The sequence below is a fragment of the Deinococcus phoenicis genome (assembly GCF_000599865.1).
In the GTDB taxonomy this organism is placed as follows: domain Bacteria; phylum Deinococcota; class Deinococci; order Deinococcales; family Deinococcaceae; genus Deinococcus; species Deinococcus phoenicis.
Map to the genome: position 1 here is coordinate 1 of NZ_JHAC01000023.1, position 18,322 is coordinate 18,322.

15 protein-coding genes and 1 pseudogene are annotated in these 18,322 nt (G+C 70.0%); 5 read left to right on the top strand and 11 right to left on the bottom strand.

Annotated elements, in window-relative coordinates; translation table 11 throughout:
* The 4 genes from DEIPH_RS07180 to DEIPH_RS07195 all read left to right on the top strand — a co-directional run.
* On the top strand, positions 1–289 hold a 289-nt coding region (locus DEIPH_RS07180), incomplete at its 5' end, for a PfkB family carbohydrate kinase (protein ID WP_034356096.1).
* On the top strand, positions 286–1,308 hold the full coding sequence (gene mltG, locus DEIPH_RS07185; RefSeq protein ID WP_034356099.1) for an endolytic transglycosylase MltG: 1,023 nt from the start codon (positions 286–288) through the stop codon (positions 1,306–1,308). The genes DEIPH_RS07180 and mltG, both read left to right, overlap by 4 nt.
* Before the next feature lie 17 nt (positions 1,309–1,325).
* Positions 1,326–1,532, top strand: coding sequence for a hypothetical protein (locus tag DEIPH_RS07190; protein ID WP_034356102.1), 207 nt, complete (start codon positions 1,326–1,328; stop codon positions 1,530–1,532).
* The gene (locus tag DEIPH_RS07195; RefSeq protein WP_034356105.1) at positions 1,529–2,305 is read left to right on the top strand and encodes a DUF421 domain-containing protein; all 777 of its coding nucleotides are present in this window, start codon (positions 1,529–1,531) and stop codon (positions 2,303–2,305) included. The genes DEIPH_RS07190 and DEIPH_RS07195 overlap by 4 nt, the downstream gene beginning before the upstream one ends.
* 27 nt (positions 2,306–2,332) lie before the next feature.
* Here the strand turns inward: DEIPH_RS07195 and DEIPH_RS19245 are convergent.
* The 9 genes and pseudogenes from DEIPH_RS19245 to ruvX form a co-directional block, all read right to left on the bottom strand.
* Positions 2,333–2,724: pseudogene (locus DEIPH_RS19245) on the bottom strand (2Fe-2S iron-sulfur cluster-binding protein).
* The gene (locus tag DEIPH_RS07200) at positions 2,721–3,647 is read right to left on the bottom strand and encodes an alpha/beta fold hydrolase (protein WP_051517223.1); all 927 of its coding nucleotides are present in this window, start codon (positions 3,645–3,647) and stop codon (positions 2,721–2,723) included. The pseudogene DEIPH_RS19245 and the gene DEIPH_RS07200 overlap by 4 nt, the downstream one beginning before the upstream one ends.
* 68 nt (positions 3,648–3,715) lie before the next feature.
* Positions 3,716–5,428 (bottom strand): adenine deaminase, encoded by a 1,713-nt coding sequence (locus tag DEIPH_RS07205; RefSeq protein WP_034356108.1) that lies wholly within the window; start codon positions 5,426–5,428, stop codon positions 3,716–3,718.
* Positions 5,429–5,436: 8 nt separating this feature from the next.
* Complete coding sequence (locus tag DEIPH_RS07210) at positions 5,437–6,258, bottom strand: Zn-finger containing protein (protein WP_034356111.1); 822 nt, start codon at positions 6,256–6,258, stop codon at positions 5,437–5,439.
* Between the two features lie 23 nt (positions 6,259–6,281).
* On the bottom strand, positions 6,282–7,364 hold the full coding sequence (locus DEIPH_RS07215; RefSeq protein WP_034356114.1) for a peptidase C39 family protein: 1,083 nt from the start codon (positions 7,362–7,364) through the stop codon (positions 6,282–6,284).
* Positions 7,365–7,427: 63 nt separating this feature from the next.
* Entirely contained in the window at positions 7,428–8,438 is a 1,011-nt protein-coding gene (locus DEIPH_RS07220) for an alpha/beta hydrolase-fold protein (protein ID WP_034356116.1), read from the bottom strand.
* Between the two features lie 68 nt (positions 8,439–8,506).
* The gene (locus DEIPH_RS07225; RefSeq protein ID WP_034356119.1) at positions 8,507–10,204 is read right to left on the bottom strand and encodes a long-chain fatty acid--CoA ligase; all 1,698 of its coding nucleotides are present in this window, start codon (positions 10,202–10,204) and stop codon (positions 8,507–8,509) included.
* 175 nt (positions 10,205–10,379) lie between these two features.
* Positions 10,380–13,298, bottom strand: a complete 2,919-nt coding sequence (locus DEIPH_RS07230; protein WP_034356122.1) for an Ig-like domain-containing protein — start codon at positions 13,296–13,298, stop codon at positions 10,380–10,382.
* A 525-nt stretch (positions 13,299–13,823) separates the two neighbouring features.
* Complete coding sequence (gene ruvX, locus DEIPH_RS07235; RefSeq protein ID WP_034356126.1) at positions 13,824–14,219, bottom strand: Holliday junction resolvase RuvX; 396 nt, start codon at positions 14,217–14,219, stop codon at positions 13,824–13,826.
* Positions 14,220–14,293: 74 nt separating this feature from the next.
* Here ruvX and DEIPH_RS07240 point away from each other — a divergent pair, with 74 nt between their 5' ends.
* The gene (locus tag DEIPH_RS07240) at positions 14,294–15,076 is read left to right on the top strand and encodes an enoyl-CoA hydratase-related protein (RefSeq protein ID WP_034356129.1); all 783 of its coding nucleotides are present in this window, start codon (positions 14,294–14,296) and stop codon (positions 15,074–15,076) included.
* Between the two features lie 302 nt (positions 15,077–15,378).
* Here the strand turns inward: DEIPH_RS07240 and ilvA are convergent, their stop codons facing one another.
* Together ilvA and DEIPH_RS07250 are read right to left on the bottom strand one after the other, a co-directional pair.
* Positions 15,379–16,929 carry a threonine ammonia-lyase, biosynthetic gene (gene ilvA / locus DEIPH_RS07245; RefSeq protein WP_034356132.1) on the bottom strand — a complete coding sequence of 517 codons (1,551 nt, stop codon included), beginning with the start codon at positions 16,927–16,929 and terminating at the stop codon, positions 15,379–15,381.
* A gap of 199 nt (positions 16,930–17,128) precedes the next feature.
* On the bottom strand, positions 17,129–18,298 hold the full coding sequence (locus tag DEIPH_RS07250) for an FAD-dependent oxidoreductase (RefSeq protein ID WP_407636504.1): 1,170 nt from the start codon (positions 18,296–18,298) through the stop codon (positions 17,129–17,131).
* Positions 18,299–18,322 lie beyond the last annotated feature (24 nt).

Below are 18,322 nucleotides of genomic sequence, written 5' to 3' on the forward strand. Positions count from 1 at the left end.
GGTCGTCCTGAAGCTCGACGAGGAAGGCGCGCTGCTGGAAGGGCCGGGCCAGCCCCGCCTGCATGTCCCGGCCACCCGTGACCCGCTGATCGACGCGACCGGGGCGGGGGACGCGTTCGGCGGGGCCTTCCTGGCGGGGTGGCTGGCGCACGGCGACGCGGGCCGGGCCGCGCGGCTGGCCGTGCAGGTGGGCGGCTGGGTCGTGTCGCGCTTCGGCGCGCGTCCCCCCGCCGACGCGGCCCTGCGGGAGCGGCTGGAACGCTTCAGCGTCAGCGGGGTGGAGGCGTGAGCCGCCTGCAAGGGCGCGGCATGGCCCTCTGGGTCAAGGTGCTGCTGGCGCTGGTGGTGGTGCTGCTGCTGGTGGCGCTGGCGGTCTTCCTGTACCTGCGGGGCCTCACGCAGCCCGCCGGGGGCAGCCCGTACACGCTGGAGGTCAAGCCGGGTGACAGCCTCCCGCAGGTGGCCCGCACCCTGCAAACGCACGGCATCGTGAAAAACGCCGACGCCCTGAGGTTCGTGATGCGCCAGAACGGCACGGCGGGCAGCCTCAAGGAAGGGCTGTACGACCTGACCGGCCAGATGAACGTCTATCAGGTGGCCGATAAGCTGGCCGGCCCGGCCCGCATTCCGACCGTGAGCGTGACCATCCCCGAGGGGCGGCGGATCAAGGACCTGCCGCCGATCTTCGCCAAGGCCGGATTCGACGTGGCAGGTCTGAAAACGGCCCTCAACGACGTCAGCCTCAGCCCCTACGCGAAGGGCAACCTGGAAGGCTTCGTCTTTCCGGCCACCTACGAGTTCCGGGTGGGCGAGAAGCCCCGCGAGGCCGTGCAGGAGATGGTCGAGCGCATGAACCAGGAGTTCACGACCCCGAACGTGGCCAAGGCCAGGGCGCTGGGCCTCTCGGTCCGCGACTGGGTGACCCTCGCCAGCATGGTGCAGGCCGAGGCCGCCAATGACGGCGAGATGCCCGTGATCGCCGGGGTGTTCCTCAACCGCCTGAGGGACGGCATCGCGCTGGGCAGCGACCCGACCGTCGCCTACGGGCTGGGCAAGGACCTGCCCGACCTCGACCGCAGCGCCGGGGACTTTACCCGGGACACGCCCTACAGCACCTACACCCGCCAGGGCCTCCCCGCCGGGCCGATCAACAACCCCGGCCAGGCCGCGCTCCTGAGCGTGCTGGACCCCAAGCGCCAGCTCGCGGATGGCCGCGCCGCCCTGTACTTCCTGCACGGCCTCGACGGCAAGATCTACGTGAACCACGACTACGCGGCGCACCTGCGCGACGTGGCCCGCCACCGCTGACCCCCTAGACTCCCTCCATGCCTTCCCGTGACTTTCTGGAGCGCCGCAATGCCCTGTGGGCGCGGTTGCGCGCGCTGACCCCCGGCACGCCCGGCTTCGATGCTGCCGGGTTCGAGGAGACGCTGGCGGACCTCGCCGCGCTGACCGGCTGGAGCCGCGAGCGTGTGCTGGCGGGCCTGGGCCTGACACCCGCCGAGGTTCCGCCCCCCGGAGAGCGGCCTTGAGCGGCGCGGAGGTCGTGCCGTTCGAGCTGGGGCGGATGTTCCTGGGCGACACCTCGCCGCTGTTCTTGCTGGAAATCGTGTTCCGTACCGCCGTGATCTTTCTGTGGCTGGTGTTTCTGCTGCGGCTGACCGGCAAGCGGGGGCTGGCGCAGCTCAGTCCGCTGGAACTGGCCATCGTGATCGCGCTGGGGTCGGCGGCGGGCGATCCGCTGTTCTATCCGGAAGTGCCGCTGCTGCACGCCATGCTGGTGCTGGCGCTGGTGGTGGGCTTTCAGCGGGTGCTGGCCAGTCTGGTGATCCGCAGCGAGGCCGTCGAGACCTTTATCGACGGCCAGCCGGTGGAACTCGTCCGCGACGGCGTGATCGGCCGCCGGGCGCTGGACAGCGTCCACCTCAGCCTGGAAGACCTGTTCGAGCGGCTGCGCAGCCAGGGCGTGCGCCAGCTCGGGGAGGTCCAGCGGGCCTATCTGGAACAGGACGGCAACCTCAGCGTGTTCACGCACCGGCAGGACCCACCCGCCGGGCTGCCCATCGTGCCCCCCTGGGACCTCGAGGCCCCGCCGCGCTTTCAGGCCGGCACCGCCTGCCCGCAGGAAGTGGCGTGCCTGAACTGCGGCTCCCGGCTGGAAACCTCCGGCCCGCTGCCCGCCTGCCCGGTCTGCGCCTGCGAGGCCTGGACGCCTGCCGTCACCGACCCGCTCGGCGGTGGAGACTGCTCCCAGCCCGTGCGGGAAGGCCAGGAACGCGGCCCCAAGTTCGCGGGGCAGGGCTGAGGCGCGGGGCGGGTGCCCGGGGTCGCGCTACCCCTCGGTCGAGGCCCCGGGCCGGGTGGTCCACTGGGGTTCCGGCTCGATCTGCTCGGCGGGGGCCTTGCCTTGCCGGCTTCCAGGCCGGTGGTCTGCACCGTCTGGAGGGGGGTCAGCACCATGCCCTCCGCGCACTCGATCTGGCAGGAAAGTCGGGCCTGTCCCAGCAGGCCTTTTTCCGTGAGCTTGTCGTACTCGGCGACCGTCATGGCGTCCGGTTCGCCCTCCGAGAAGCTCACCCGGCAGGTGGTGCAGCGCGCGTGGCCGCCGCAGCGGTGCAGGATGTCCACGCCGCCGCGTTCCAGCGCCAGCACCAGCCGCTCGCCTGCCCGTGCCGTGAGGTCCCCGTATCCCTGGGCTGTGATGCTCACCGTGTCGGTCGTCATGATTCGAGGATGGCACGAACTGCCGTTGCCGTGGGCGGGGCGGACAGAAACCCGGTCAGCAGGTTGTTGACCCGCACCGGCTCGTCGCGCATGACCCAGTGACTCGCGCGGGGCAGGCGCACCACCCGCAGGTCCGGCACCCAGCGTTCCAGCCCGTCCGCCAGCTCGGGCAGCAGCGCCGCGTCCCGTTCGCCCCACAGCACCAGGGTGGGCACCCGCACCTGCTCGTCCTTCTCCCCTCTGCCCTGGCTCTTTCCCGGTGACCTGCCCGGGCGGCCCATCGCCCGGTAGTAGTTGATCATGGCGGTGGCTGCCCCCGGCTGGTCCCAGGCCTGCCGGTAGAGCTGGCGGTCCCGGTCGGTGTAGGCGGCGGGGTTGGTGCCGTGCAGCGCCCAGGCCCCGAAGCGGTGCAGGAACCGCTCGGGCAGCCAGGGGAGCTGGAAGAAGAAGATGTACCAGGACCGCCGCCACTGGGCCGGTTTGCGAAACACGCGGCGGGCGGCGGCGGGGTGCGGCGCGTTGAGGATCACCAGCCGCTCGACCACCTCCGGCTGCCGGATCGCCAGTGCCCAGGCGATGATGCCCCCCCAGTCGTGCCCGACCACGTGCGCCCGCTCGTGGCCCACCCGCTCGTGGCCCAGTGCGCGGATCAGCGCGGCCACGTCACTTTGCAGGGTGTGCAGGCGGTAGGCGGCCACGCCCGGCGGCTTCTCGCTGAGGTTATAGCCGCGCAGGTCCGGCACGACCACCCGGAATCCGGCGCGGGCCAGCGGCCCGATCTGCCGTTCCCAGGCCCGCCAGAACTCGGGAAAGCCGTGCAGCAGCACCACCAGGGGGCCGTCCGCCGGTCCCGCCTCGACGAGGTGCAGACGGACGCCGTTCACGACCAGCTCTCGCTCGCTCAGTCCTCGCTCGGTCAGCATGGGGCCAGTGTTCCTGCCCCGCTCACGCCTGCGGTGCGAGGAACCCCAACCCGCCTTGACGTTCTCCTTCAGCTCTCCGGCCCGCCAGACACCCGGCGCGGCTCACGCGGCAGAAGCTGCCAGGCGTTCACGTCCAGCAGGCCGCGCGGCGTGAGTTTGAGCGCCGGAATCACGCTGAGGCCCAGGAAGCTGAGGGTGGTGACCGGATAGGGAAGGGTGCAGCCCAGCGCCCGCGCCGCTGCCGTCACTTCCGACAGCCGCGCGGCAGCGTCCTGCGGGGGCAGGTCGCTCATCAGGCCCGCGTAGGGCAGGGGCAGGCTGGCGCGCACCTCGCCGCCCGCCACGACGACCACGCCGCCGCCCAGGGCCTCCAGCGCCCGGCCCGCCGCCCGCACGTCGGCGTCGGTGCCGCCCAGCACGGCCACGTTGTGCGCGTCGTGCAGCACGCTGAGGGCCAGCGCGCCCCCGGTCAGGCCGGTGCCGGAGGTCCAGCAGGCCGCGTGTTCATTCCGCCCGTACCGGTCCGCGACCACCAGCCGCGCGTCCCCGCTGCCCGGCGCACCCACCCCGGTCGTGATCTGGTCGGGCCAGACCTGCATCACCGGCCAGTGGGCGGGGACCTCGAAAGTGGCGCTGTCCCAGCCGGGTCCCAGGTCCACGCCGCCGCCGGGCAGGGGTGGCGTCACGGTGCCCGCCCGCGCCTCCACGCCGCCCACGAACGTCTCCAGCACCTCGAACCGTTCCAGATCGCGCAGCAGCACGAAATCGGCGTGATAGCCGGGCGCGACCAGGCCCAGGTCGTGCAGGCCCCAGTATTCGGCGGGGTTGCAGGTGACCAGCGCCACCGCGTCGGCGGGGTGCAGGCCGCCCGCCACGCAGGCCCGCAGCAGCCGGTCGAGGTGCCCCAGCGCGAGCAATTCGTCCACGCTCACGTCGTCGCTGACCAGCATCGCGCGGCGGGGGCGTTCGCGCAGGACGGGCAGGAGGGCTTCCAGGTTCCGCGCCGCCGACCCCTCGCGGACCATCAGCCACAGGCCCGCGCGCAGGCGGTCGCGGGCTTCTTCGGGGGTGGTCGCCTCGTGGTCGGAGTGGGGGCCGGCCGCCGCGTAGGCTTGCAGGTCGCGGTCCCTCACGCCCGCCGCGTGCCCGTCGATCCGCCCGCCCCGCGCGGCGTCCAGCACGGCCCAGGTGTCCGCCTCCAGGTTCAGCACGCCGGGGTAGTTCATCAGCTCGGCCAGGCCCAGCACGCCCGGCAGGCGCAGGGCCGCCGCGATCTCGGCCCCCTCCAGCACCGCGCCGCCGCGCTCAAAGGGGCTGGCGGGCACGCAGGACGGCACCGAGCCGAAGACCCGCAGGCCCGACGCCTGCCCCGCCTCCAGCATCCAGCCCATCCCGCGCACGCCCAGCACGTTCACGACCTCGTGGGGTTCGGCCACCACCGCCGTTGTGCCGCGCGGCAACACCGCCGCCGCGAAACGCGCGGGCGTCAGCAGGCTCGACTCGATATGCACGTGTGCGTCCATGAAGCCGGGGGCGAGGTACGCCCCGCGCGCCTCCACCGTCCGGGCCGCCCGCGCGTTCGCCCCCGCGCCCAGCAGCGCCGCCACCCGGCCCCCCGCGATCAGCACGTCGGCCCCGAACACCTCGCGGGTCGCGGGCTGCACCACCTGTGCGCCGCGCACCAGCAGGTCACCTTCCTCCAGCCCGCGCGCGACCCGCACCAGGCGCTGCCGCGCCGTCCTCTCTTCTGCCCGGTCTCCTGCTGCTTCTCCTGCGGTCATGGCGCAGTCTAGCCGGGACTTCCCGCCGGGGAAGGCCGCCGTTTGAACACGTCCAGCAATGGCCCCCGTTCGGCCAGCGCGCGGGCGAAGGTCTGCGCGTCGTTGAGCGCAGATGCACCGTTCACGCTCCGCGCCGTCATGCCTGGCCCGGCTTTCGCTGGGGGGGCCGTCCCGAACCGCCGCGCGCGGAACATGCCCGGATGTTCCTCGAAGATGGCGGTCACCCCTTCGGGCAGGGCCGCCAGATGGGCCGCGAACGCCTGCTCCTGGCTCAGCTCCGCGTGCGCCGCGCTGCCGCCCAGCTCGGTCAGCAGCCGGTCGATCAGCGCGAAGACCCGCGCCGCGTAGGCGTCCACCTCCGCGCGGCGCGGCAGGTAGCCTCTGTGAATCACCCGGTTGCGGAAGTCGGCGCCCAGCGCCTTCGGCGTGAGAAAGTCCGGCTCGCGGCCCTCGCGCAGCAGGTACGCCAGGGCCAGCATCCCCACCTGCCGTTCGGACTGGCTCGCCACGTGCCGCCAGGTGCCGTCGAGCGCCGCGAGCGCTTCCCCGAAGTCGCCCGCCGCATCCGCCGCCCGTTCCAGGGCGAAGGCGCGCACATAGAACTCGAAAAAGCGTTCCAGCGCCGCCGCGAAACTTGCCACCGCCTCCCGCGCGTAGCCGTCCAGCAGCGCGCGGGTGCCCAGGTCGAACAGCACCTCGAACTTGTGCTTGCGCACGAACACGCAGTACCGCGTGCCGCAGTGCGGGCAGGTCAGGTCATGAATGGCGCTGTCCGCGAACTCGGCGCGCACCTCGCGGGCGCAGCCGGGGCAGACCGTGGGGAAGTGCATGGGGAAAGTCTAGCCCGCGTCCCTCAGGGCAGCTTCGCTCCCGGTGGCGCGATCACGTAGCTCAGCCCGCCCGAGTGCGTGAGCCACTGCCGCTCGAAGGCCGCGCGGGGATAGGTGCGGCGCACGCCCGCGTCGGTGGGCGCGGCGGGATCGTTCAGCACCGGGTTGCCCCCGGCATCGAAGCCCACCAGGACCATCAGGTGCCCGTCGCTGTAGGTGAGGGGCGCGCCGGGCAGCTCGCCTTTTTTCCAGCCCAGGCTGACGGCCAGCGGGAAGCCCGCCGCCGTGTACCGCTCGGCCTCCGCCAGACTGGGCAGGCGGGTAATAAAGGCCCGCAGGCCGAGTGCGCCCGCATAGGCCGCATTGAAGGACCAGTTGCCGGTGCCCTGATAGGCGCGGTCGAAGGTGCCTCTGGCCGCCTGCGGCACCGTCACGTTCACGCCGTGCCGGGCCAGGATCATGGAGACGCTGGTGGGGCTGCACCAGACCTCGCCGCCGTCCGGATAGAGCATCTGCGAGCGCTGGGGTACGGTCACGACCTTGCCCCAGGCCGCCCGGTCGCCCGCCTGCCCCAGCCCCGCCGTCCGCCGCGCCCGGTCGGCCGTGTTGAAGGCCAGCAGGCGCACGCCCGTCCCCGCGCCGCGCAGCGTCACCCGGTACTGGTAGGCACTGGCTTTCGCGTTCAGGCGCAGGGTGTCGGTCAGGACCTGCCCGGCCCCGTCCTTCTGGCCGTTCAGGCTGGCGCGGCCTTCCCCGCCCGGCCCCTCGCCACTGCGCCAGCTCCCGAAGGAAAACCAGCGGCCCCAGCCCGCCGCCGTCTGCGCCCGCACCTCCACCGTCACGCTGCCCGCGCCGGGCGTCACCGCGTTCCAGGAGGGCACCAGCTCGTCGAAGGCCGCGACCTTGAGGGGCTGGCCGGTCAGCGTGCCGCTCGTGACGCTGGGGGCCAGGGTCAGCGTGTCCCCGCGCACCTCCACGCCCTTCAGCTCCGCACCTGCCCAGTCGCCCGCGCGCTCATGGATTACGGTCGTCGAGTGGGGATAGGTCATGGTCAAGGCCTCCGCGCCGCCCGCCAGGGACAGCGCCAGCAGAAGTGCGGCGCGCATGGCGTGACTATGCCGCGCCGGCAGGGGCGGGCGGGTGAGATGGGGGCGGGGGCGACCCTCCCCTCAGCCCCCCTGCATGTACAGGAACGCCTCGGGCAGCGCTTCCCGCCAGGTGACCCAGTTGTGCCCGCTGGGATACTCGCGGTACTGGTGCTGAAGGCCCAGGTCGGCAAACATCCCGGCCATGCGGCGGTTGGGGCCGGTCAGCCATTCCAGCGTGCCGGTGTCCAGGCTGGTCTTCAGGTGACGGGGCGGCGTCTGCTCCAGCCGTTCGCGCAGCCACTCGCCCGCCGTGGTGGTGTCGATGACGCCCTGCGCGTCCGCTGCCCCGGGCCGGGCGATGAAGGCCCCCGAGTGGCTCACCACCCGCGAGAACAGCTCCGGGTGCCCGCTGCCCAGATACAGCGAGATCAACCCGCCCAGCGAGGCACCCCACAGCCCCCGCTCGCTGACGGTCACGAACTCGCCTTCCACGCGCGGAAACACTTCCTCGCGCAAGAAGTCCAGATACCGGTCGTTCAGGTAATATTCGGCGCTGCGGTCGCCCGGCTCCACGAAAACCAGCACCGCGCCCTGTGCCAGCCCCGCCTCCACCGCCCGGTCCATCACCTCGCCCAGCTTACCGGTGCGGTAAAAGGCCACACCGTCCTGTATGTAGTACACCGGCGTGGGGTGCGCGGGGTCGTGGCCGTGCGGCGTGTACACGATGGCGCGGCGGGTGCCGGAAAAGACTGTGCCCGCCCAGGTCAGGCGGTGGGCCGTGCCCCTCCGGGCCGCGTCGGGCCGCAGCCACAGCGGGTGGCGCGCATACTCGCCCACCACGGCCGCGCGGGGGTACGGCCACCAGGGATTCAGGGACCTTTGCGGGTTGTCGGGGTCCGCAAAGGCCTTTCCCTTCGCGTCCAGCCACGCATACTCCACCCAGGCCCCACGCGGCAGCGTGAGCGTGACCGGGTGCCCGCCCTCAACCGGCAGGGCCGGTTTCTTGTGCCAGTCCGTGAAGTCGCCCACCAGCGCCGCGGCCCCCGCTGGAGGCGTGAAGGTCACCTGCTGCCCCTGTACCGAAACTGCCATACGGGCGATTCTACGGGGAGCGGTCAGCGCTCAGGCGGGAAGGCCGAGGCCGGGCGGTGGTCCGCCGCTTACTCGCTCTGGCCTGCGGCGGCTGGTGCAGCTGTCCCGCCCGCCGTGCCGTAGCCCCGGTACTGCTCACGCAGTTCGCGTTTCAGGAACTTGCCGGTCGCGCCGATGGGCAGACTTTCCGCCACGACGGTCGCGTCGGGGAGCCACCACTTGGCGAACTTGGGGGCGAGAAACGCGTGCAGCTCCTCGTGCGTCACCTGCTGCCCCGGCCTCAGCGTAATTACGGCCAGGGGCCGCTCGTCCCACTTGGGGTCGTCCATCGCGATGACGGCGGCCTGCGCGACGGCGGGGTGGGCCATCAGCGCGTTTTCCAGATCCACGCTGCTGATCCACTCGCCGCCCGACTTGATCAGGTCCTTGGCGCGGTCCTGGATGTGCATGAAGCCCCGTTCGTCCAGCGTGGCGATATCGCCTGTGTCGAACCACAGTTCGCCGTCCAGATCGAGGAAGTTCGCCGTACCCTCGCCCTTGAAATAGCTGCTGGCGATCCAGGGGCCGCGCGCGATCAGGCGGCCCATCGTCTTGCCGTCGTGGGGCAGCCGCTCCCCTTCCTCCGAGAGCAGGTCCAGAAACACCAGCGGGACGGCGCGGCCCTGCTTGGCCCGCAGCGCGTAGCCCTCGTCGCTGGTTTCGGAAACGCCGGAGGGAACGATGCTGGCGGTGCCCAGCGGATGCGTCTCGGTCATGCCCCAGGCGTGGGCGAGGCTCAGGCCGTGCCGGTCCTCGAAGGCGCGGATCAGGCTCTCGGGTGCGGCGCTGCCGCCCACCACCAGGCGTTCCAGGCTGTGCAGGTCGTAGGGCTGCCCCGCCGCCTTCGCCCGGTCGAGTTCGGCCAGCAGCCCCATCCAGATGGTCGGCACGCCCGCCGTGATGGTCACCTGCTCGTCCTGCATCAGGGCAGCGAGGGTGGGGCCGTCGCTGAAGGGACCGGCAAAGACCTGCTTCGCGCCGTACATGGCGCAGGTGTAGGGCAGCCCCCAGGCGTTCACGTGGAACATCGGCACGATGGGCAACACCGTGTCGCGCTCGCCCACGTTCAGCGCGTCCTTGGGGGCGCTGGCCAGCGAGTGCAGGATGGTCGAGCGGTGGGTATAGATCACGCCCTTGGGGTTGCCGGTCGTGCCGCTGGTGTAACACATCCCCGCCGCGTCGGTTTCCGCGAATTGCGGATAGCGGCTCAGCGGCTCATGGCCCATCACCCAGGCGTCGTAGTCCTCCGCGCCCTCCACGGGTGCAGGCGTCGGCCCCAGCACGAAGACCCGCTCAATCTTCGGACAGGCGGCGCGAATGGCCGGGACCATCGCCGCAAAGAGATTCTCCACGATCAGCACGCGGTCCTCGGCGTGGTTCAGAATCCAGGCGATCTGCTCGGCATGCAGGCGGATATTCACCGTATGGACCACGAAACCGGCGGAGGGTACGCCCAGGTACGCTTCCAGGTGCCGGAAGGAGTTCACGGCCAGCGTCGCCACCCGGTCGCCCGGCTTCAGTCCGAGGGCTTGCAGGCCCGCGCCCAGCCGCAGCGCACGGTCGGCCACCTCGCCGTAAGTCGTGCGGTGCTTGTACGGGACAAGTTGCCCGGCGGCGTCTCGCCCACCGACCAGCAGGCTCACGATCTCCCGCTCGGCGTAGGTGGTGCGCGCGCGCTCCAGGATGAAGGGGATAGTCAGGGGAACGTCCATCATGTTGCCTTGCATGGGTTGACCTCCGTGGGGTAAGGGGCGCGCGGCCCGGCGAATGGGGACGCCCGGCCGAAGCAGGAGACTGTGTGTGGGCGCATTCTAATGCCTGGAAAGGGTTACTGGACCGGGTGCAACGGGGGAGAAATCAAAAAAGGCCCCCCGAAGGGAGCCTTTTGAGAAGAGAAGAGGATCAGGGGGTGGCGGTGGTGTCGGCTTCTTCGCCGAAGAAGCTGTACGAGCCAGCGGTGTCGGTGACGATACCGTTGAACTGGTCGTAGGAGACGGCGTCGGTGGACAGGACGGCGTCATCGTTGCCCGTGTTGGGGAAGCCACGGTTGTTGTAGAAGTCGTTCAGCAGGTTGCTGGTGAAGGTGTACTGCTGCTTGTTGTCGGCCGTGGCGCTGTCACCCAGGGCGACCCAGGGGCTACGGATGCTCCAGTTGGTGACGCGCTGGTTGGCCAGACCGCTGTTGGTCGCGTTCGGGCTGGTGAGCGTGGGGTCACCGGCGCGCTGGTAGTCACGGATGGCCGCCCACTGGGCAGCATCGAAGCGACCGTACGCCATCACAGCGTTGATCTTCTCGACCAGGTTCGGGGTGGGCGAGGGGAGAGGCTGGTTGGGGAAGCCGTTGGTGGTGAAGGTACCAGTGGCATCCAGCGTGAGGTTGTTGTCCAGGGTGCTGTTGCCGGTGGTGTTGACCACGAGCACCGTGCCATTGGCACCCAGCCCAGCGATGGTGTTGCTGGTGTTGCCGAAGACGGCGCTCGTGTTCCGCAGGTAGCCGTCCGAGAGGCCCAGCGTGGGACGGGCATTGTTGATGGTCACGGTGGAGATCACGCCAGCACCGTTGTCAATCTTGCCCGTCTTGGGAACAATCACGATCGGCGTGCTGACGATGGTCGCGTTACCGGCGCGGTCGGTGACCATGGCACGGAGCTGCACGATGCCGCCTTCACCGGGCACTTGCAGCGCGTTCCAGCCCTGATTCAGGCTCATGGAGGAGCTGCCAGCGTCGGCCGTGCGGCGGGCGAACTGCACCGGGTGACCGATGGTGTCCGTGGTGCCGTCATCAATCGCACCGGGGGCACCATTGGTGCTGATGTTGGTGTCCCAGAACAGGCGGGCTTCGTAGACACCACAGCCGCCGTCAGAAGCGCTGCTCTCCACCGAGACGCGCTCGCCGCTGTTGACCACGGATTGCAGCGCCGGACGGTTGAAGTTGACGGTGGGGTCGGTGTTGTCGATGAACACCGTGTTGTTGACAGCGCCGGTGGCGGGGTTGCCCAGGGCGTCGGTCAGCGTGCCGTAGTCGATCTTGTACTGGCCGTCCGCGAGGCGGTTGGTATCGAAAGCCTCGCCGTTGGTCAGGTTGATGCCACCGATGTTGAAGGTGGGCTGGCCGATCACGCCGATGCCGCCTTCGTTGTCCGTCGCACCACCCAGGTTGACCGTGGCGATGTCGCTCAGGCAACGCTCGGGTTCCAGCGAGGGGAAGGGCAGGGCGGAGGTATCACGCAGCGCGCTGCCAGTGATGACCGGGCCGACGTTGTCGAAACGGATGGTTTCGTAGCTGGCGCTGGCGGTCTCGTTGCCCAGCTGGTCGCGCACGATGGTGTAGATGCGGTAGTTGACGTTGTCCAGCGCCCGCTGGGCCGTGCCCACGGTGGTCTGGCTGCCGGAGCCGATCATGCTGCTGAACGCGGTGCTGCGGTCGCTGCCGGGTTCGAGGATCGCGGCGCTCTTGACGGTCGCCACGCTCTTGATGGCCTGGGCGCGGCGCATCTCGTCGCTGTCCTGGAGGCCGTTGTCGTTGAAGGCCGTCTCGGGCACCAGGTAGTAGCGGATGCTCTCGAAGCCGGCGGGGCGGCGCTGGAGGAAGGAGGCACCGTAGGGAGCCTGGCCGTACTCGCGGTCCTGGAGGCTGGGGTTGCTGGTGAACAGGTTGATGTCACCACGCGCAAAGTTGATGTTGGTGCCGTTGTAGTTGCGGCGGAGGGCCGAGTAGCCGTTGCTGACGCCGTTGAACTCGGGGTCCGCCTGCTGCGGGCCTTTGTTGTCGGCAATCACGGGCTGGAAGCTGACAGCCGTGCCGTTGACACGGAAGACCAGCCACTCGCGCACGGCCTCGAACTCACCGAGGCGGCGGGTGTCCAGCTGGGCCGTCACGGGGCCGTTGGCCGAAGCCACGGCGCGCAGAACGTCGCCCGCCTGGATGTCGTCGTTGGTGGGCACATCCGAGCCGGTGGTGCGGGCCAGGATGATCTCGACCTTGGAGCCGGCCGCGGCGGTGTAGGACACGTTCACGGTGCCCTTGACGTACACGTCGACGTTGGTGTCGGGGTTGCCGGGGGTGCTGACACCCTGACCGATGCGGCGCCAGCCGTTGACGGCATCAATAACGATGCCCTCGTTCGTCAGGGTCAGTTCCTGGGTGGGGTCGAAGCTGATGTTGGAAGTCGCGGGGGTAGCCGGAGCCTTGGCGTCCACAGCCACGCTGCTGGACACGGTGTTCCCGTTGGCGTCCTTACCGCTCACCGTGATGACGTTGCTGCCTGCGACTGTGGGGGTCACGGTGCAGAAGCCGCCGCTGGTGCTGCTGGAGGCGTTGACGGCGGTGCCGTCGGCGATGGTGCAGGTCACGCCGGTCAGGGCTGCCGAGGTGGTAAAGGTCACCTGGATGGCCTGGTTCATCGTCACCGAAGCGCCGTTGGTGGGGCTGGTGATGTTGAGCACAGCGCTGGGGTTCGGGTTGGGATTGGGGTTGGTCCCGGGGTTGCTGGCCGTGTAGTTCAGCGTGACGCTGCCGTTACCGTTGGTCAGGTCGGCCGTCTGGGAGTTGGGGGAAGTGTAGCCGTTGACGGTGCCGCCGGTCACGGTGTACTTCTTGTTCTTCAGCGTGAGCACCTGGCCGTTGTTGACCGTGAAGCTGCTGGTCACGCCGTTGGTGTCGGTCACGGTGATCGGGGCGGAAGTAACGCCACCCGTCAGGTTGACAGTGAGCGTGCGGTCCACAACCTGCGTACCACTGTTGTCCGTGGGCGTGTTGCCACCGCAGGACGCGAGTGTGAGGATGCCCGTCAGGGCCATCAGAGCCATGTTCTTCTTCATACTTCCTCCGTGGGGATGAATCCCCAACCTGCTTGACGTGTGCCGCCGCTTGGGGCTTGGTGAGCGAACTGGAGGCCAGTTGCCGAGTTTCCTGCTCCCGCTCGTTCCTGCCGCCCTGTCCATAGGTCCCACGTTAAGCCAGGATGTGAATCCTTAGGCGAGTATATGGACGCCCCTGGGGGGTGTCAACAAGATTTGTGCGGCGTGTACGGGGCGAAGGACTCATGAAGAATCAGGAACCGGTCAGCTGAACCAGGTTCAGTTTTCTTCCAGGGAGGGTGCCCTGAGAGAAGGCGTTCCAGAGAGAAAAAAAGCCGCAAACTCACTTCGCCTTCCGGAAAGAGAAGCCGCGCCACACCGGCCTCACTAAAGGGAGGATAAAGAGAGGGGTGCCCCTGGTGGGTCAACGGGTTTTTATCGAAATCTCATCCGAGAACGGCTCTGGCTGGCTCCTTTCTTTGGCACATTGTTCTCATCTCCTGACAGTCGGGATGGAATGGTCCTCGTTCCCAGGTGCAGCGCCCCTTACTCCCGCCCCAGCAGGTACAGTTCCAGAATCTGCACCGCCGCTGCCTCGTCCTCGTCCTGTGCGCCCAGGGCGCGGGCACGGCGGGTGGTGAAGCGCTCGTCCTGATAGGCGATCCGATACCCCTTTTCCTGGAGGACTTTTCCAAAGGCCCGCACCCGGTCGGCGCTGGGGCTGTGTGCGCCGTCGGTCCGCAGGGGCAGCCCGAGCAGCAGCAGACCCGCGCCCGTTTCCTCGACCTTCAGGCGCACGGCCTTGAGGTCCAGCGGCAGGCGTTTGCGGTCCACGCTGCCCCGTCCGAAGGCCAGCTTTCCCGCATTCACCGCGAACCCAATGCGCGTTTTGCTCACGTCGAGCGCCAGGATGACGGGGGAAGCAGACGCGGGAAGGGTCATTGGGACGAGTGTAGCCGAGGGGGCGTGGCCCAGGGAAAAGAAACAGGCTGGCCCTCACGCGCTACGCTGCCCGCATGACCAGCGATGTGATTCTCGTAGACACCCGCGCGGGCGTCCGGACCCTGACGCTGAACCGCGCCGACCGGCTGAATGCCGCGAATGACGCGCTACTCCTGGCACTGACGGAGGAACTGAAGGCCGCCGACGCCGATTCCGGCGTGCGCGTGGTGGTCATTACGGGGGCGGGGCGGGGCTTTTGCGCGGGGCAGGATCTGGGGGACGTGTCGGGGCGGGACATGACCTTCACCGAACACCTCAACCGCACCTACAACCCGTTGATCCGCACCATCCGGGGGCTGGGCAAGCCCGTCGTCACCGCTGTCAATGGGGTGGCGGCGGGCGCGGGGGCCAGCCTCGCGCTCTCGGGAGACATCCGGCTGTGGGCGCAGTCGGCCAGCCTGATCGAGGTGTTTTCCAACATAGCCCTGGTGCCGGATTCGGGCAGCACGTGGTTTCTGCCCCGGCTGGTCGGGTACCACCGCGCCTTCGAGCTGATGGCCCTGGCCGAGCGCGTGAACGCCGAGGAGGGGCAGCGCCTCGGGCTGTGCGAGCACGTCTACCCCGACGAGACTTTCCGGGAGGACGTGCAGGCGTACGCCGAGCGCCTCGCCGCGCGGCCCGCGCACACGCTGAAGCTGACCAAGCAGGCGCTGAATGCCGCCATGACCAGCACGCTGGACGAGGCGCTGGACCAGGAGGCGGCGTTGCAGCAGCTGGCCGGGGATCACTGGGAACACGAGGAAGGGGTGACGGCCTTCAAAGCGCGGCGGGCGCCGGTGTTCGTGCGGGAGGAGTAAGGGCGGTGTTCACTGGGGCTGGAAGGCGTTTCCCCACCCCCCAGCCCCCTACCCCGCCGGGTAAGGGGAGCTTTTCGCTGCGCTCGGCAGGAGTCGTTCCGGGCGTGTTCGGCGTCGCCTGTCCCGTGACGGTTCCGGCCTCGACGCCATCCTTCGCCCAGGGGGAAGGCCTCGGGCCTGCGGCCCGAACGGCTCGGCGGCCTGGAAGGTGAAGTGGGAAGGTAGGGCTTGGCCGTCCGCTGACCCGGTCAAAAGCCGGGGAAGCGAGAGCTTTGGCCTTTTCCTCCTGCCGCTGAGCGCCCTTACGTGAGAAACAGCCGGTACGCCGCGTTTTCCGTCATGTCCTGGGCCGGGTAGCCCAGCCCGGCGAGGAAAGCGGCGAAGTCGGCGTGCTGCTCTCCCGGCACCTGGATTCCGGCCAGGACGCGGCCATGCGCGCTGCCGTGGTTGCGGTAGTGAAAGAGGCTGATGTTCCAGCGCGCGTGCAGGTGCGTCAGGAACTCCAGCAGCGCGCCGGGCCGCTCGGGGAAGGTGAAAGAATAGACCTGCTCGTCGGTGGCCTCGGGGGCGCGGCCGCCGACCATGTGGCGCACGTGGACCTTCGCCAGTTCGTCGTCGGTGAGGTCGGTGACGGCGTAGCCCTGCGCGGTGAGGGCGTCCACCAGTTCGGCCCGCTCCGACGGGTGCCCGAGCTGCACGCCCACAAAGATGCGGGCCTCGGTGCGCGGCGCGTAGCGGTAGTTGAACTCGGTGATGGCGCGGGGGCCGATCACCTCGATAAAGGCGCGGAAGGCCCCGGGGCGCTCGGGAATCGTGACGGCCAGGATCGCTTCCCGCCGTTCGCCGATCTCGGCGCGTTCGGCCACGTGGCGCAGGCGGTCGAAGTTGACATTTGCGCCGCAGGTCAGGGCCACCAGCGTTTCGCCCTTCAGGCCGCGTTCCTGCGCGTAGCGTTTCAGGCCCGCTACGCTCAAGGCCCCGGCGGGTTCCATCACGGCGCGGGTGTCGTCAAAGACGTCCTTGATGGCCGCGCAGACCTCGTCGGTGTTCACGCGCACCCAGTCGTCCACGTAGCGGCGGGTCAGGTCGAAGGTGTAGGCCCCCACCTGCTTGACCGCCACGCCGTCCACGAAGATGCCCACCGTGTCCAGCCGGACCCGTTCGCCCGCCTGAAGGCTCTGGTACATCGCGTCGCTGTCGTCCGGCTCGACGCCCACGATCCCCACGTCGGGACGCAGGGCCTTGAGCACGCCCGCTACGCCCGCAATCAAGCCGCCGCCGCCCACCGGCACGAACACCGTGTACGCGCCCGGCGTCTCCACCTGCCGCAGCAGTTCCAGGGCCACCGTGCCCTGCCCGGCCAGCACGAGGGGATCGTCGTAGGGATGCACAAAGGTCAGGCCGCGCTCGCGTTGGAGGGAATAGGCGTGCGTCTCCGCGTCACTGAAGGAGTCGCCGTGCAGGATCACTTCTGCGCCCCGGCTGCGGCATGCCTGCACCTTGATCTCCGGCGTGGTCGCGGGCATCACGATCACCGCGCGCACCCCGAGCTGCTGCGCCGCGTAGGCCACCCCCTGCGCGTGGTTTCCCGCCGAGGCGCAGATCACGCCGCGCGCGGCCTCCGCCGCCGTGAGCTGGCTCATCTTGTTGAAGGCCCCGCGCAGCTTGAACGAAAAGATCGGCTGCTGGTCCTCGCGCTTGAGCCACACGGCGTTGCCGCTGCGGGCGCTCAGGCCCGGCGCGGCGCTCAGGGGCGTCTGCACCGCCGCGCCGTACACCTTGCTGGTCAGGGCCAGGCGCAAGACGTCCTGCGCGTCCAGCGTTCCCGGCCCAAAGTCCTGTGTCTGCGTCATAGGTCCCCCGGTTCCCAAAGAAAACTCCCCGCCGGACAGTGGCGGGGAGAAGCGTGCAGCGCGCAGGCCGGAAGCGTCAGTCCCCGAACCCCCGAATAATTCGCGCCGCGTTCATGGGGCCAGAATAGGGGCGCGGCGGGGGAGAGGATGGCGGGAGAGGTAGACAAATCGGAAAGGGGACGCGGGAGGGGAGGCCCCCTCATTCCCACGGCCTTTCCCGCACGCCCGCTATCTGGGCGGCGAGGTCGGAGGCCACCGCCAGACCGAGCGTGTCCGCCAGCGGTCCGCCGAGGAGAAGGTGAACGCCGTCCGTGAGGCGTTGATGGACCGGTGGTGTCTCGGTCCGGCCCCCGGGAAGCGCCAGCCACGCGCCCGGCACGTCCGCGAGACTGTGCCCGACCTCCAGCGCCTCCGTCGCCAGGGGCGGCAGGGCGTCCATCAGCCGGATCAGGTCTTCGAGCGTTTCGCGGCGCACGCCGACGGGCACGCCGGTCAGGCGGCCCCCGCCCGGCAGGTAGCCGTGCGGGTCGCGGTGGTGAATAGGGGGAATCAGGGTAAAGCCGCCGTGCTGCGGGCGCAGGGTCAGGCCGCCCGCGCGCAGGAGGGGTGTCCGGTCACTGCTGGCCGTGTTCAGCCGGGGCGTCTGCCGGTACGCCCGTCCATGCGCCGTATGAACGCCCAGATCGTGTTCGGCGGCGTGGGGACCGTCCGCGCCCATCGCCACCACGACCACGCCCGCGCGCAGCTCGTGCGTCTCGTGCGTGACGATCTGGTGGGTGTTGGTGACGGTCAGGCGGTCGAGCCGGACCCCGCCCGGTGTGAGGTGCGCGTGGGTGTTCAGCAGCAGGTCGGCCCCCACCCGCACCGCGCCCTGCCCGCAGGCGAGGGCGACCGCGCCGGGGCGGTAGGTGGCCGCCTCCCCGTCCAGCCGCGTCCAGGGGAGGGCGGCCGGATCGAGCAACCCGGCGGCCTCCGGAAAGTGGGCGAGGAGGTCGGCGGTGGGCACGTGGCCCTCCCCCTCGCCCGCGTGCAGTTCGAGCAGCGCACGAGTCTGAAATGTGACGTCCCCGAAGTCGCGCTCCAGCGCCGCCCGCACCCAGGCGGCTTCCCGCTCGCGGCCCGGCGGCACGTCCAGCGCCGTCCAGACCCCCGGCGCGAGGATCGTCGCGCCTTCCTCGTTGGGCAGGCCGCCCCGCTCGACCAGCAGCAGGCGCAGCCCGGGCGCGAGCCGCCGCAGGAACAGCGCGCAGGCCGTCCCCATACGCCCCGCGCCGACCACCACCACGTCGTACTCCCACTCCGCGAATGCCTGCCCGACGTGTGCCCAGACCCGCCCCGCCTCCTGCGTCCCCCCGGTCATGCCGGACATCATGCCGCAGCCGATCCTGGAGGC